Source organism: Saccharothrix sp. ST-888, assembly GCF_000955975.1.
Taxonomy (GTDB): domain Bacteria; phylum Actinomycetota; class Actinomycetes; order Streptomycetales; family Streptomycetaceae; genus Kitasatospora.
Window position 1 is genome coordinate 17280 of the sequence record NZ_JYJF01000093.1, and the last position, 13174, is coordinate 30453.

General features: G+C 68.0%; 15 protein-coding genes. 9 read left to right on the plus strand and 6 right to left on the minus strand.

Annotated features, from left to right (window positions below; translation table 11 throughout):
- Positions 1-87 precede the first annotated feature (87 nt).
- Positions 88-1659, plus strand: coding sequence for a hypothetical protein (locus UK12_RS24880; protein WP_045305373.1), 1572 nt, complete (start codon positions 88-90; stop codon positions 1657-1659).
- Positions 1660-1828: 169 nt separating this feature from the next.
- On the opposite strand, the gene UK12_RS24885 is transcribed toward UK12_RS24880, so the two are convergent.
- Positions 1829-2266: an SMI1/KNR4 family protein gene (locus tag UK12_RS24885; RefSeq protein ID WP_197085147.1), complete on the minus strand. Its 438-nt coding sequence runs from the start codon at positions 2264-2266 to the stop codon at positions 1829-1831.
- A 100-nt stretch (positions 2267-2366) separates the two neighbouring features.
- On the opposite strand from UK12_RS24885, the gene UK12_RS24890 reads away from it, so the two are divergent.
- Positions 2367-2975: an SMI1/KNR4 family protein gene (locus tag UK12_RS24890; RefSeq protein ID WP_197085148.1), complete on the plus strand. Its 609-nt coding sequence runs from the start codon at positions 2367-2369 to the stop codon at positions 2973-2975.
- A 111-nt stretch (positions 2976-3086) separates the two neighbouring features.
- Here the strand turns inward: UK12_RS24890 and UK12_RS40020 are convergent, their stop codons facing one another.
- Complete coding sequence (locus tag UK12_RS40020; protein ID WP_156178913.1) at positions 3087-4112, minus strand: hypothetical protein; 1026 nt, start codon at positions 4110-4112, stop codon at positions 3087-3089.
- Between the two features lie 309 nt (positions 4113-4421).
- Between UK12_RS40020 and UK12_RS45150 the strand changes: the two genes are divergently transcribed.
- Both UK12_RS45150 and UK12_RS36900 read left to right on the plus strand, forming a co-directional pair.
- The gene (locus UK12_RS45150) at positions 4422-4694 is read left to right on the plus strand and encodes an SCO2583/SCO2584 N-terminal domain-containing protein (protein WP_442973845.1); all 273 of its coding nucleotides are present in this window, start codon (positions 4422-4424) and stop codon (positions 4692-4694) included.
- Positions 4695-5102: 408 nt separating this feature from the next.
- Positions 5103-5456: a hypothetical protein gene (locus UK12_RS36900; protein ID WP_052682138.1), complete on the plus strand. Its 354-nt coding sequence runs from the start codon at positions 5103-5105 to the stop codon at positions 5454-5456.
- 110 nt (positions 5457-5566) lie between these two features.
- Here the strand turns inward: UK12_RS36900 and UK12_RS43530 are convergent, their stop codons facing one another.
- Together UK12_RS43530 and UK12_RS24905 are read right to left on the minus strand one after the other, a co-directional pair.
- Positions 5567-5728, minus strand: coding sequence for a hypothetical protein (locus UK12_RS43530; RefSeq protein ID WP_156178914.1), 162 nt, complete (start codon positions 5726-5728; stop codon positions 5567-5569).
- Between the two features lie 293 nt (positions 5729-6021).
- A complete protein-coding gene (locus UK12_RS24905) occupies positions 6022-6483 on the minus strand; it encodes an HD domain-containing protein (protein WP_231591374.1) in 462 nt (153 codons plus the stop codon).
- Positions 6484-6937: 454 nt separating this feature from the next.
- Here UK12_RS24905 and UK12_RS24910 point away from each other — a divergent pair, with 454 nt between their 5' ends.
- The 3 genes from UK12_RS24910 to UK12_RS24920 all read left to right on the plus strand — a co-directional run bounded on the left by UK12_RS24910 (position 6938) and on the right by UK12_RS24920 (position 9376).
- Positions 6938-7543, plus strand: coding sequence for a hypothetical protein (locus UK12_RS24910; protein WP_231591375.1), 606 nt, complete (start codon positions 6938-6940; stop codon positions 7541-7543).
- A 74-nt stretch (positions 7544-7617) separates the two neighbouring features.
- The gene (locus UK12_RS36905; RefSeq protein ID WP_156178915.1) at positions 7618-8055 is read left to right on the plus strand and encodes a hypothetical protein; all 438 of its coding nucleotides are present in this window, start codon (positions 7618-7620) and stop codon (positions 8053-8055) included.
- Between the two features lie 67 nt (positions 8056-8122).
- Positions 8123-9376 carry a tyrosine-type recombinase/integrase gene (locus tag UK12_RS24920; RefSeq protein WP_197085149.1) on the plus strand — a complete coding sequence of 418 codons (1254 nt, stop codon included), beginning with the start codon at positions 8123-8125 and terminating at the stop codon, positions 9374-9376.
- Between the two features lie 276 nt (positions 9377-9652).
- Here the strand turns inward: UK12_RS24920 and UK12_RS24925 are convergent, their stop codons facing one another.
- Both UK12_RS24925 and UK12_RS24930 read right to left on the minus strand, forming a co-directional pair.
- Positions 9653-10123, minus strand: coding sequence for a hypothetical protein (locus UK12_RS24925; protein ID WP_045305366.1), 471 nt, complete (start codon positions 10121-10123; stop codon positions 9653-9655).
- A 9-nt stretch (positions 10124-10132) separates the two neighbouring features.
- On the minus strand, positions 10133-11356 hold the full coding sequence (locus UK12_RS24930) for a helix-turn-helix domain-containing protein (protein ID WP_197085150.1): 1224 nt from the start codon (positions 11354-11356) through the stop codon (positions 10133-10135).
- Positions 11357-11541: 185 nt separating this feature from the next.
- Here UK12_RS24930 and UK12_RS24935 point away from each other — a divergent pair, with 185 nt between their 5' ends.
- Positions 11542-11979: an ATP-binding protein gene (locus UK12_RS24935; RefSeq protein ID WP_045305367.1), complete on the plus strand. Its 438-nt coding sequence runs from the start codon at positions 11542-11544 to the stop codon at positions 11977-11979.
- A 54-nt stretch (positions 11980-12033) separates the two neighbouring features.
- Positions 12034-13023 carry a radical SAM protein gene (locus UK12_RS24940; RefSeq protein ID WP_231591376.1) on the plus strand — a complete coding sequence of 330 codons (990 nt, stop codon included), beginning with the start codon at positions 12034-12036 and terminating at the stop codon, positions 13021-13023.
- Positions 13024-13174: the final 151 nt, after the last annotated feature.

Sequence of the window (13174 nt, forward strand, 5' to 3'; positions counted from 1 at the left end):
TACGGAGCCGTGCCGACCATCAGCGGGTCCGCCGCCCGCGCCGAGGGCAGCACGGCTTGCCGCCGGGCCTGCTGTTACCGTCCCGCTATGACAGGCCACCATCGTGCTCTCCAACTCCTCCGCAGGCGCCCCGATCTCGCGGAACTCGCGGCCTACCCGTTCAACGTCGACATCGCCCGGGACGAGCACGGCGAAGCCGTCCGCCTGGCCTCCGGCACGGCGCTGGAGGCGGTGGCGGGGGACGACACGGGCGGGACGTTCTTCCTGTGCGAGGGCGGGGAGGTGCTGTACGCCGGCTCTGAGGGCGAGGCAGGGCTGATCGCCGACAGCGTGGACGAGGCCTTGGAAGTGCTGATCGGCCTGCCGGGCTGGCACGACTACACCGGCCTCGACCCGCACGCCGACGACAACACGCTGGCGGCAGCGGCGGCTGAGACCGAGGACGACCTCCGCGAGTACTACGGCCCGGACCTCGACGCCGACCGCAGCGCCCTGCTGACCGCACTGGGTCTGCGCGAGCTCCCGCAAGCGCAGCTGATCCGGCGTCTGCACCGGGCCCTGCTGCGCACCGAACCCGACTTCCTGCTCCTCAACGCAGAGGAGGGCTGCGCCTACACGCTGCTGGACCGGCTGCCGCGCCCGCCGCTGTGGCAGACCGTCCTCGAGCCCGGGCAGGCGGATCTGGCCCTGCTGCGCGCTGATCGCACCTGCTGGTCCAAGGTGGCGGGCGATACGGCACGGCGGGCGACAGCCCTGCGGGCCGCCCAATACGACCGGCGCGAGCTGGATCTGCCGGTCCTGCGGATTCTGCTCCAGCACGAGGCCCACTGTGGCGCCACCGAGGAGCTGCGTCTGGCCGCCGTGCTCGTGGGCCTACACGGCCGGGACCAGGACCACCGGTTCCTCCAGTCGCTCCGCGAGGCGAGCGTTGACGTCCACTACCTGCTCGGAGGCTTTCCGGACACAGCAAGGGAGTTGAGTCGCTGGGCGGCCGAGTTCGACGAGTCCAACCACGGTGAGGACCCGGCGGACGAGCACGAGCTCATCTGGGCTGAGCTCGCCCGCCGCCAGGGCCGCACCGAACTGGCCCGGGTCACGCTGCTGCGTCTGCTCGACGACGCCGGACCGGGCGACGCCGACCTGCTCGCAGGCCTCGCCGCTGAGTTCGCACGGCTCGGGGACTTCACTCAGGCAGCCCGCGCCCAGCATTTGTACGCGTCCCTACAGGACGACCCGGGGCGGCGCGGTGCGGCCCTGGCCGATCTCGCCTCGCTGCAGCGGCGAGCAGGCGACGTCGAGGTAGCCTGGCGCTCCGTGCAGCGGGCCGTCACCGTCCTTGACGGCCCGCCCCCGCCACCGGCCATGGACCAAGTGGCGCTCGACCTCGGCCTCCCGGAGCCGGAGCGCCTCACCCCCACGTGGCGCGCACTGGGTCTCGGCCTAAGCGTCGCCGAGGAGCACTTCCGTATCGCCCGCGCGGCCGCGCAGGTTGGCCTGTCCGCCGCCGCCCGCGCATCGCTCGCAGCCGGATCCGCGTTGCTACCCGAGCTGCCTCGCCCGACAGAGGCTTTGCGCCGGTTGGCTCGGGAGGTGGCGGCGGAGCTGGATGACGGCACGTCGGCCCTCCCCAGCATTCAGCCTGGCAGTGTGGGCGACTGACTTCCCCGGGCCTCCGCCGAAGCCGGTGCCGCGAGGGGAAACGGAGGTGCTGTCAGCTCCGATCTGCAATCCGCCTGGTGGCGTCGGGCCACGGTTCGAGGTCTTCGGCGTCCTCGGCCAGCATCACGTCCTCCTCCCACCAGCCGGTGTCGGACAGCCATGCCGTGAGCTAGTCGGCGAGGGAGGGCGCGTCCTTGAACCATGCGTCCGGCCAGTTCTCCTCGACGGCGTTCGGCTCGAACAGCAGGACGGGCGCGTGCGGCTGCAGGCAGTCCACGGCCGCGTACATCGCGCAGCCCCAGTCCAGTATCGGTAGTACCCCGCGGGGCCAGTGCGGTACCGGGCCTGCCTGGGACTGCGCGCGCTCGGACCGATAAGCGGACACGGCAGTCTGGCCCTCACCGCTGAGCGGCAGGAGCTGGTAGTCAGGGCCGAAGCCGCCGTTGGCGACCTCGCAGTACAGGCGGGCCAGCAGTGGGGGCAGGGCGAAGCCGAGCAGTTCCTCCGCCTCGGTGAGGGAGTGCGGGCTCGCGCACGAAGGTAGCTGAGGGGACTGCTCCTCGGCCCGAGCGCGGACGTGGCGCACCAGATCGTCGTGGTCGGTCATGCCGGTGATCCTTGCAGTCGGGTGTGACAGGACCCTGGTGGTTCGCGTGGGCGGCGCCGGCTCGGTGCGACTGGTCGCTGCCCGGGGGCAGACTGTCGCCATGAGTTCGAATGATCATCGTGTACAGGATTCGTGGGATCGCATCGCCATGTGGCTCGGGGCGTACGTCCGGAAGGCTCCGGTCCGACCGGCGGCCGACGAGGCCCGCCTTGACGCGGTGGAGAGGGAGCTAGGACTGATGCTGCCCACGGACGTAAGGGAATGGTGGGCTCTGGCGAACGTCAGTGCCGACTACTGGGCCCCTGGGGCGTTCGCTCCCGAGCACCTGGACGAAGCATTGGAGATCCGGCAGATCTGGCTCTTGGTCGCCGAACAGGAGGGCTTCCCCCTCACCGAGAGCGGGGAGATCGAACCGAGGTTTCTGCCGGAGTTCATGCCGATCGCGATGAGCCCCGGTGGAGACGGCCTGATCGTTGACCTCCGCCCCGGCGAGTCCCACGGCGCCGTCTTCCTGTGGGACCACGAGAACTGGGGGCTCGGAGTGCCGCTTTGGAGCTCGGTGGGAGCCATGCTCGAGGACATCGCCGTCGCTCTCGAATCACGGACGCCGGCCCTGCTTTGGCACGCTGCTCTTGGCGGTGCCCAAGAGCCCTGCGTCGCAGGGGTCGACGGCTCGGGCGACCTGGTCTGGGAAGCAACAGCAGGCTGAGGTCCGTCGATCGAACGGAGTGCCGCGTCGCACCTGTCCATCTCATCGCTCAACGCACGGCGCGATCTTCGCTCATGGGGGCGGCGACCGCGCTCGGATCCATAGGTCGTATCAATGAGCTACAGCGTCACCGTCGGCGCTGGGGCCGGGCGTCCGCTCGAACGACTCGAAGGTGTGGGTGTCGAAGAACTGGGCGACCGAGAAGGGGTGCCGGGTGTCCGTCAGGACCCGGTGGATGAACTCGGCGGTTGAGCCGTCGAAGCGCTCCCACTGGTCGCCGTCCTCGTTGCAGGCGATGATCGGCCAGCGGTCGGGGTCGGCGCTGTCGGTCAGCCAGTAGAACTGGTCGGCTTGCACGGAGTCGGCCCAGCGCAGCAGCCCGCCGGGGGCGGGGAAGATCGCATATGGGTTGTAGAGGTTTCCCGCATCGGCGACCGCGCTGGCGAATACGCCGAGTGAGTGGGCTTCCGCGATCAGGTCATGGTGGGTGCTCGGGGTGTCCGGTGTCGAGAGCCACAGGAACCCGTCGAACTCACCCGATCCGAAGCGTTCGGCCAAGTCCTTGTAGTCGGTCGGCAGGGTGAGGCCGAGCCGTTCCTCCACCGACGGCCAGTCGATGGAGCGGGTCCTGGCCACCTCCCAGCCGGTCACGGCTGCCAGCCTCTCGGCCCAGCTGGCGCTTGCCCAGTCTCGATTCCCAGCGGTCGGTAGGCACCGAAGTGCCGGGTCCGCGCGTTCGGCCACCGCTGCCACGAGGTGCAGGGCGGTGCCGTCGTCGCTCCGCGCGATCCCGCATCCGACCCATCGGTCCCGGACGGCCCATCCGGACAACTCGATGAGACGGTCGCCGAATGCGGCAACGAGCGGTAGGCCCCGATCCTCGTCCAGCGATGGGTCGGCGAATTCATCCATGACCAGGTTCTGCGGCTGGCCCCAACGCGTGCGAAGCACGTCGATAAGGCTGATCAGACCCGCCGTGAGGAACTCCTCTGCCGTGTCAGTCTGCTTGGTTTCGCTCTCCAGACAGACGACGTTGCAGCTCTGACCAACGCCGATACCCGAGTCCGCCTTTGGGAGATCTGGAAAGGGTCGAGCGAGCAGTTCATCGACCACTACGAGGTGGGCAGCACGATCCATGACATGGAGTAAACCGCAGGGCACTGACGTCGCCATTCCCCAGCGTGGGCCTAGCTGAGATCTGTTCCCACCTCTTCATCCTGTCTCACGATTGACGGCGGTCAGTAGATACGGATCTGATCAACATTTCGGGATGACCGAGCCTGACGGCCACGGGGTGAGTAGTACGCGGTGCCGGAGGAGTTCACCACGGTCATCGTCGCTCCCCTGTTCGTCGTCGCCGCCTGATCACGCCGCACCCGGCACGGCGCACAGGAACCAGGGCACCTCGCTGGTCAGAGCGTCAGGGCGGCCCGGCATACTGACGCGGTGCCGATAGCCGAAGACCCTGACCCGCGCCCCTCCGACGAGCCGGAGCCGACAGCCGCTGACCCGTTCGACGGGCTCGTCCTGGACGAGGACTTCGTTCGCGGCGCAGGCGTCAAGGAACCGGCGGCACGCACCCGGATACTCGCGGCGCGCTGGCGGCTGGAGCCGCCGGTGGATCCGGGCGGCCGCCGCTGGTCACTCGATGCCCCGGCCCGACCCGCCCGCGTACGAAGCGGGCCGGGCTCGCGTCCAAGCTCGGTTCAGGGGTGCTGATCGCGATCGCCGTCGCCGCCACGGTCGTGGCCATCGGCATCGGGCCGGGCAGCGGCCTGCTCTCCCTCGGCGACTCCCCGCAGGACGTCCTGCCCTCGCACGCGCCGGGCTCACCGCGTCCGTCGACGGATGTCGCGCTGAGCGGCGGCGGGACCTCCGACGGCAGCAAGTGCGGCATGCGGGGATTCCACCACTTCGCCCAGACGGCTACCTCCGCGCCCGCCGGCTCCGCCGCCATCGCCTTCGCCGACGGGCGGTCCGACACCCCGCGGCCGGGACCGCAACTCGCCCTCGGCTCCTACGGGTTCTCCCAGGGCTCGCCCGGGGATCCCGGGCACCATCGAACTCCTGCTCGGATCGGGCGCGAGTCGGTCGCTGGACCTGTCCCCGCCGCTGGGTCCGCGGGGCGTGGCCGTGGAGATCGAGGGCCCCGACGGGCTGGTCGGCGGCGCGTACGACCTGCCGGTCAAGCTCGGTGACGGCACGGCGCACACCGCGCAGGGCAAGATCAGCATCGGATCGCCGGACGGCGCAACCGCCGAGGTCACGCTCCCCGCCCAGGCGCTCTGCCCGGGTATCGACGCCCTTGCCGTCCAGCAGCGCCTCAGCCCGCCGATCGACTCGACGAACACCATCACCGGCCCGGCGCCCTACACGCTCACCGTCTCCCTCGCCGACCCGGCGGTCGGCGCGCTCCGGCGCGCGACGGGGTCACCACTCCAGGGTGACGTACTGAGCGCCACCAACCAGCTTCGCCAGTAGCGGGGTTGGACCGACCTGACTTCCTTTCACAGCGCCTGCGGTCTATCCCGGGATGGCGGCGGGCGGCACGGGGGCATCGGCGTGGATGAGGGGGTCTCATGCCCAAGGGATCACCGGCCGGCGTCGCGGGGCTTGATGTACTGCTGCCGCATCTGACGGCCGTTGCCGTCGAAGACGTCCAGGTTATTGGCACGGGGGTGCGGATCACCGCCTCGACCACCGCCGACACCGCACAGTGTCCGGGCTGCGGTACGCGGTCGGAGCGTGTCCACGACCGCTACCGTCGTCGGCTTGCCGACGCCGCGGTTGGCGGCCGTCCGGTCACGATATGCCTGGCAGTTCGCCGGTTCCGGTCGAGGAACTGCTGTGACTGCCGGGGCAGAGGCCGAACAAGCTGCAGTCCTGGGCCGAGTATCTCAATATGCGCTGGCAGGAGGGCTGTACCGACAGCGGCCGTCTGTTCCGCGAGCTCCGGGAGCGCGGCTACCGGGCAGCAGCCGCAGCGTCCGGCGGTGGCTCGAACCCCTCCGCCCGGCCGAAGCTCCGGCACCCAAGAGGTCAGAGTTCAGCCGTGCACCGGATATGACGCCTGGAAGGCCAGCCGCTGGTCGGCACCGTCGCCGATGCGCCCGAGCAGGTCGTCGAGCGCCATGAACTCCTCCCACGCCGATCGGCCGCTCGCCGCAGCAAGCTGCGTCACCACCAGATCCTCCAGCTCCTGGACGCGCTTGTTCTTCCAGATCTTGTCGGCCAGGCTCACCAGGAGGTCTTCGATGGTGATGTCCGGTGCGGTCCACGACGCGTGGGTGCCGGCAAAGCGGGCCAGCTGCGGCCTGACGCCGTGGTCAAGTAGCAGTGCACGTCCGGCTTCCTCGTGTGCCGACCCGGCTTCGGATAGTTCGGCGATGTGTACCGTCTTGCCCACGTCGTGCGTGGCCGCCCCGAAGAGCACAGCCCCGCGGTCGAAATCCAGATCTGAGTGGTGCTGTCCTGCCCAGTCCACGAGTTGGTGCGCGACGTCGTGCACGGCTCGCAGGTGGGCCGCGAGGCGTGGCGGGGCGTCCAGGCCTTCCAGGAGTTCCGCTACTTGCACCGGTAGCGGGCAGAGAGGTGGGTCGCCGGTGTCGTGGAGGGCTCGCAGAAGAAGGTGAGAGGTCGTCATGGCGTCAGAGCACTGAACGTGAACCAGCCGACTGACTCTGTCTGTTCTGACTCCACTTGGCTGTCCCGGGGCCGGTCTCTGACATGAGAACTGTCTGTCTCCATGTTCGCCGGCAGGAGCTCCACCATGACTGATCTTGCGGCCGACTGACTCGGCACCCGCTGGAGGAAGGGACCTATGTGTTCGGCGGTCTGCTGCTCGGCGCAGGCGCGGGTGGTGTGAGGCTGTCAGTGATGTCCGGTTGGATGGCCGCGTGACTGTTCATGATGCTGCCCGAGCTCTTCCCGATATTCCAACCCTGCGGGGTCTGTGCCGGTCGATGGCGATGCTCGAGGCGGTGCTGAACCCGAGCGGGGAGCGCTACTACTTCTTCAGCGCGAGCTGGTCCAAGACCGAGGAGATCGCCTCGATGCGCAACGGCTCGGGAGACGAGTTCGACATCGTCTTCTCTCCGGCGGGCTCCTACGTCCGAGGCTTCGACCACGAGTCGCCGATGAGCCCGTACGGCAACGACGGGCCATGGCCGGGAGTGATCGACTCGGTCCCCGAGGTGTTCCGGGGCTGCGTCGAAGAGCCCGCCTTCACGGACGACGGAATGCCCATGGTGACTGCCTGCTTGTGGCGCGAGACGGGGGACGACCAGTGGCGGGCCGGGGAGATCGACTTCCCCGAAGGTCACGCCGACCCGGACGGATCAGGTTGGTTGTTCCAGTTGCTTATCGACCCGACGCCGGAGGCGTTCCAGAGGTTCGCCGAGGACTACTACGAGACTGAGGTCGACATCGATGTGGTGCGCCACGTGTATGCCGGCCGTCCACTCAGTCACGGGGTGGTCTCCGCCCTCAACGCTGGGGTGTCCCTCCCCGAGGTTGCCGACGTGGCGGCCCAGATCGGCTATCCGGTTATGGACGGCCCTACGGCGTGACCCATAGGGGCGGATTCCGGCGTCTTCTCCAGTCGCGAGAGGATCGGCACGACGGAGGAAGCCGAGGAGTCCGGATGGCTGGTCAGACGGCAAGGATCGAAGCGCGCTGCAGTGACTGCGGGGGCACGGTGGTGCGCCAGGTGAACCAGTTTATTCATCGCGATGAGCTGTGGTGGGACGCCGAGATCTCGTGTGACACCTGCGGCGTGGCGGGGTGCGAGAACTCGAATCCCGGGAGGCCGCCCGAGGATGTCCGGGACGCTCTGCTCACGGCGCACGGAGCCGCCCGGCTACGGGTGGTTGGTCCGATGCCGAGCCTGGTCCCCGTGCTGAAGGTCCTGCGGGAAGTCTCCGGAGCGTCGTTGCCTGATGCCCGAGACCACGCCGCCGAGCTGAGAGGCGATGGCATGGTCGGGACGCTGACGGAGATGGAGTTCCTGAGGATGCACCTGCGGAGGCGCGGAGTTCCCGTTGACGTCGAGGTCGGCACGAACGGATCAAGGACGAACTGAGTGCCCCTCAGGGGTTCTGATCATGTGCTGTCGCGCCTGCGCAGCACCGATCTGGACGGGAGACGGCATGACTGGCTATGTAGAGGACAGGTGGCTGAAGAAGCGGCCGAACAAGGAGACGGGCAAGCGCGAGCGCACCGCCCTGTGGGGACACGGCACGCGGTACCGGGCGAAGGGGATTCCAGGCGTCCGCGACCACTCGTTCAACACCCTTGCGGAGGCAAGGGCTTGGCTGGCCGAGACACAAACGGACATGCGTCGAGGCGAGTTCGTCGACGCGCGGGACGGCGCGATCACCCTTCGGGACTACGTCGAGAAGCACTGGTGGCCGGCCCAAGTTCATCCGGCGCAGACGCTGGAGAGTATGGAGTACCGGATCTGGGGACACGTGATCCCGCACCTCGGCGAGACCGCGCTGCGAGACATCGGTGCCGCTGAACTCCGCAAGTGGTCGGCCGATGTCCAGCGCGTCATCGGATCCGGCACGGCGCACATCGCCTGGATCTATCTGAAGGCCATCATGCAGGCCGCCGTCGAGGACAAGCGCCTCTATCGGAACCCATGCAAGGGGAGCAGCACCGTCAAGCCGCCCAGGAGACCCGAGCGAATGGCGCGCTCCTGGGAGCAGTGCCGCGTCGATGCCGTCCGCAAGGGGCTCCCGGAGCGCTACCGGGTGACGCTCGACCTCGGTCTCGGCTGCGGGCTGCGGCAGGGAGAGGCGTTCGCGTTCAGCCTGGTCGACGTGCGCGACGACTCGATACACGTCGAGCGGCAGGTCCTGCAGTACCGGTCGCAGTTGTACTTCGGTCCGCCGAAGGGCGGAAAGGAGCGCGACGTCCCCCTGGGCGCTGCGCTCGCAAAGCGGCTGCGGTCACACCAGGAGCGACTGAAGCCCGTCCAGGTCACACTGCCGTGGCTCGATCCGGAAGAGCCGGACCTGCCGCGCGAGAAGCGACGTACTGTCACGGTCCCGCTCCTGGTCACGACGACCAGAGGCCGCGCGATCAACAGCAGTACGTGGAACACCCTGACGTGGAAGCCGGCACTCGCCAAGGCCGGAGTGATAGCGGACCTTCCGAGGCCGGTCTTGGGGGAGAAGCCCACCCGCGTCTGGGAGCCGAGCCGGGAACACGGTTTCCATGTCCTGCGCCACACCTACGCCTCGGTCATGCTCGAGGCGGGGGAGTCAATCGTGTCGTTGGCGAGGTGGCTCGGCCACTCCGACCCGGCCTTCACGCTGCGGTCCTACACCCACTTCATGCCGCAATCCGGCGCACGCGGACTGTCCGCCCTCGAGACGTGGTTCACCGATCTCTCCTGAAAGTCCCAAAAAAGTCCCAGAAGGGAAGAATCGGGCATTCGATCGAGTAAACCTGCAGGCTCAAACGTGATTATTGCGATGTTCGGGAGAACCCGGCGTACAGGCCGACTCGTCCGCCGCCTAGCCGATGAAGGCCCCCTGAGCTGCATAGTCGCAGGGCAGGGGCCCTTTTCGTGTCCGTCTGGAGCGTAGCCGATTACTCACTCTTCGTGTCTATTGCGGCCTGTTTCCGGGTGTGCTGTGGCGATCGTGTGGCGGTGAAACCCGGTCCTTCGGCTATCGCGACGCGCCTTCCGGCCACAGGACTCGCACAGGGACGCCGCACCGCTTGGCGTAGGTAACGACATCCGCCGTGCCGCCGTAGCCCCAAGCTGGCTTGCCGTCCCACACCGCCAGGAGCTCATCCACCAAGCCGACGAGAATCTCGCTGCCAGCCATGTGGGCGGCCGAGTCCGACTCGGCCATCCCGGTGTGGTGAACCTCCGAGGTGTGCCGCATCAGCCGGTCGTACAACGAGTGGTGCTCCGCCGGCAGCGACTCCCGGTACTGCTCGGCGGGGATGACGACCTCCAGCTGGCCGCCGTGGTCCAGAACGGACTCGGCGAACCACGAGTCAGGTCCGTCGGCAATGCACGACACGCCCACCAGATCACCGCCGAGGTCCCTCACCGTGTCGTCCAGGAGCTTCCTTACGCGCTGTTCCACTTCCAGGCTCAGCCCTCGGTGGCCGGTGATTCCAACCCGCATGATCCCCTCCTACAGGTAGACGCTGTGCAGGCGCTCATCGAACTCCCGCACCACTCCTGGCGGCGACTGACTGGTAAACGATCGTCGGACCGTCCGAGCCCTCTCCACGATCCGTCCGGAACGGTACTCCAGGCCGGTATCAACGGCCTTCGAAGCGAGCGCGAAGGCGGCCTCGATTCGGCCGGCCGCCAGGTGTCCGGCGGCGATATCCAGCACCAGGAGGGCACGCTGCTTCGCATGGCCGGTCGCCAATGCCTCCGTGTCGCCGGTCAGCACCCACTCGGGAAGGCCGAGCCGAGCCCCACAGGTGACCCGGGTAGCCGTCACCTTGGATTCGTCGAAGACGAAGACCCACGGCCAGGGAGGGGCTTCCTCTCGCCCGAGGGTTGCCGCGATGGCTCGGCTGTGGGTGAGAGCCCGATCGGCTCGCCGCTGGTCACCATCGGCGGCGTGCGCGAGCGCTTCGACGGAGGCGAGCCAGGCATCGGCCACGGCCGGCCGTTCCGGTCCGAGAAACCGCCGGGCCTGGCGTGCCAGACTCAGCGCCTGGGCGGCGTTCCCGGCATGTGCCTCGAACTGGGCCAGGGAGCCGGTCTGATATGCCGTCAACAGTGGGTCACCGGCGGCACGCGCCGCTTTGATTGCCTGCCCGTACCAGGAACGGGCGGACCCGTGGTCGCCCATGTCCCACGCCAGCCATCCCGCCAGAGAGGCGGCCTCGCTGCCGACCGCCGCGAGTCTCGTGCGGCCACCGCCATTGGTACTCAGGCGCTGGATGAGCTGGATGTGGCCTCGTACCGCGTCGGCGAGATCGCGGGAAGGTGTCGAGCCGTCCAGCCTGCGGTATGCCGTCGTGCTCAGTCGCAGTGCCGCAGCCTGCCCGGTGTCTGCGGGGCCTGACAGGACGGCCAGTACTGGCGATGCCGCCACCGCGGCCACGCCTCCAAGAAAACCGCGTCGTTCCACCGGTTCTGTTCCTGCCGTGCTATCCGCCAGGCCCAGTAGTCCGGCGGGAAGGTTCAGGTGGGCTGCCGCCCGACTGAGCAGCACCATGTCATAGGCACCGGTCGAGCCCCGCTTCTCCATCCGGGACACCGCAGACTGCGAGAGGCCCAGAGCTTCGCCGAGCTGGAGCTGCGTTAATCGTTGGCCCTTGCGGCTCAGCTCGATTACCCGGCCGTAGTCGCCGCTCCGTGACGCCTCTCGGAGCTCTCCCTGCCAGTCCACCAGCATCACCCCTGCGGATCGGTATTCCTATGCGCAGCACGCATATCCGCATGCGCATACCGCCTACGCGATGGTCCCACAGCGGTGACGGTCAGTTGACTGTCTGTCAGCCGGCCGACGCGAGGAACTGAGTCCCCCTCGGCAACCGTGAAAGCGCGTCAGGCGGCGTCCCCTACCCCGAGGAGCTGTTGATGGCGACCGCGCTGGAGACCGAGGCCACGACCTTCGCATGGTCCCGCTGCATCCGACAGATGCCCTGCGTACCCGAGTCCGCCAAGGCCGCCCGCGTCCTGGTGGAGGAGAAGTTCACCAGGTGGGGCCAGCCCGACCTGATCGATACTGCCCAACTGATCATCAGTGAGCTGGTCGGCAACAGTGCACGGCACACGGGCTGCACCCGCATCGCCGTCTCGCTGCGTCTCGAGGGCTCGACCGCCAGAGTTGCCGTGCGGGACTCCTCGCACACAATGCCCGTCGTCATCACCGCCAGCGACAGCGACACCTCCGGACGTGGCATGGCCCTGGTGGACGCGCTGTCGTCCCGTTGGGGCGTCAAGTGGGCGCCCAGAGGCAAGTGGGTCTGGGCTGAAGTCCCGACCCTGTTGAAGACCCCGCTGCACTCGGTGTAGCGGCACGCACCTGCACCGTCCGCGGTACATCGAGAGGGACGAACCGTGTATCAGATGATCGCCAGCCCGTTCCTCGGGCAGCACCTCTTGCTCAAGACCGGCAGCCAGGTCGGCCTCTTGCTCCCGGAAGACCGCTACGAGGAACTGCGTGTCCACGACCCCCAGAAACCCGCCCCCTCGTGGCTCGCCGAAGTGACGGGGGACCAGTGGGGCATGGATGTGTCTGGCAAGCCTGTGGGTGGGTTCCTGATGGTCCGACAGCCTTCGGCGTGGGGCTACGGCCGGGCGTCGTGGGAGATCAACCTGGGCTGCAACTACAAGTGCAAGCACTGCTACCTCGGGCTCAAGGTCAACTCGGGGATGCCGCTGGCGGACAAGCTCACCTGCCTGCGAATCATGGCTGAGGCTGGGGTGCTGTGGCTCCAGATCACCGGCGGCGAACCCACCATGGACAAGGACTTCATGTCCTCGTACCGGGCCGCGTTCGAGCTGGGCATGATGATCACCGTCTCCACGAACGCCTCCCTCCTGTGGCGGGAGAACCTCCTGGCCATGTTCCGGGACTGCCCTCCATACCGGATCACGGTGTCCATCTACGGTGCCACCAAGCAGAGCTACGACGAACTCACCCAGCGTCAGGGTGCCTGGGATCTGTTCGTCCAAGGGATGAACGCCGCCCGGCGGGCCAAGCTCCCGCTGCGGATGAGCATCATCGTCACAGAGGACAATGCGCACGAAGAGCAGGCGATGATCGACCTGTGCGACCGGTGGGGCGTTGAGTACAACGTCTTCACCAACATGACGCCGACGATCTACGGCGGCGCGGAGTCCCTGACGGCGCAGTCCAAGGAACACCTGCGGATGCGCAAGCCCTTCGGCGGCTGCAACGCCGGACACACGTTCTTCCACACCGACCCGCACGGGCTCGTGTCCATCTGCAAGATCGGCCGTGACGACCAGATCAGTCTCCCCACCGAGGGGATCAGCGGCCTCACCCGGCTCGGCGACATCGCCGACCGCCTCATGCTTCGCACTGGTGGGTGAAGTTCCACCCTGCGCTCGGACACTCTCCGTCTACGCCGCGAGGGTGTGACCTTGCTGGTGCCGCTGGCGGATCTCGAGTGGCGTGAGGTAGCCCCACTCGGGGTGTCTGCGTAGACGCCTACGGTTATAGAAGGTCTCGATGAACGCGAAG

What these genes read in the sequence shown, in the direction of transcription:
- UK12_RS24880 (WP_045305373.1), top strand. Translation starts at nt 88, where the DNA reads ATGACAGGCCACCATCGTGCTCTCCAACTCCTCCGCAGGCGCCCCGAT.
- UK12_RS24885 (WP_197085147.1), bottom strand. Translation starts at nt 2,266, where the DNA reads ATGACCGACCACGACGATCTGGTGCGCCACGTCCGCGCTCGGGCCGAG.
- UK12_RS24890 (WP_197085148.1), top strand. Translation starts at nt 2,367, where the DNA reads ATGAGTTCGAATGATCATCGTGTACAGGATTCGTGGGATCGCATCGCC.
- UK12_RS40020 (WP_156178913.1), bottom strand. Translation starts at nt 4,112, where the DNA reads ATGGATCGTGCTGCCCACCTCGTAGTGGTCGATGAACTGCTCGCTCGA.
- UK12_RS24910 (WP_231591375.1), top strand. Translation starts at nt 6,938, where the DNA reads ATGGCGATGCTCGAGGCGGTGCTGAACCCGAGCGGGGAGCGCTACTAC.
- UK12_RS36905 (WP_156178915.1), top strand. Translation starts at nt 7,618, where the DNA reads ATGGCTGGTCAGACGGCAAGGATCGAAGCGCGCTGCAGTGACTGCGGG.
- UK12_RS24920 (WP_197085149.1), top strand. Translation starts at nt 8,123, where the DNA reads ATGACTGGCTATGTAGAGGACAGGTGGCTGAAGAAGCGGCCGAACAAG.
- UK12_RS24925 (WP_045305366.1), bottom strand. Translation starts at nt 10,123, where the DNA reads ATGCGGGTTGGAATCACCGGCCACCGAGGGCTGAGCCTGGAAGTGGAA.
- UK12_RS24930 (WP_197085150.1), bottom strand. Translation starts at nt 11,356, where the DNA reads ATGCTGGTGGACTGGCAGGGAGAGCTCCGAGAGGCGTCACGGAGCGGC.
- UK12_RS24935 (WP_045305367.1), top strand. Translation starts at nt 11,542, where the DNA reads ATGGCGACCGCGCTGGAGACCGAGGCCACGACCTTCGCATGGTCCCGC.
- UK12_RS24940 (WP_231591376.1), top strand. Translation starts at nt 12,034, where the DNA reads ATGATCGCCAGCCCGTTCCTCGGGCAGCACCTCTTGCTCAAGACCGGC.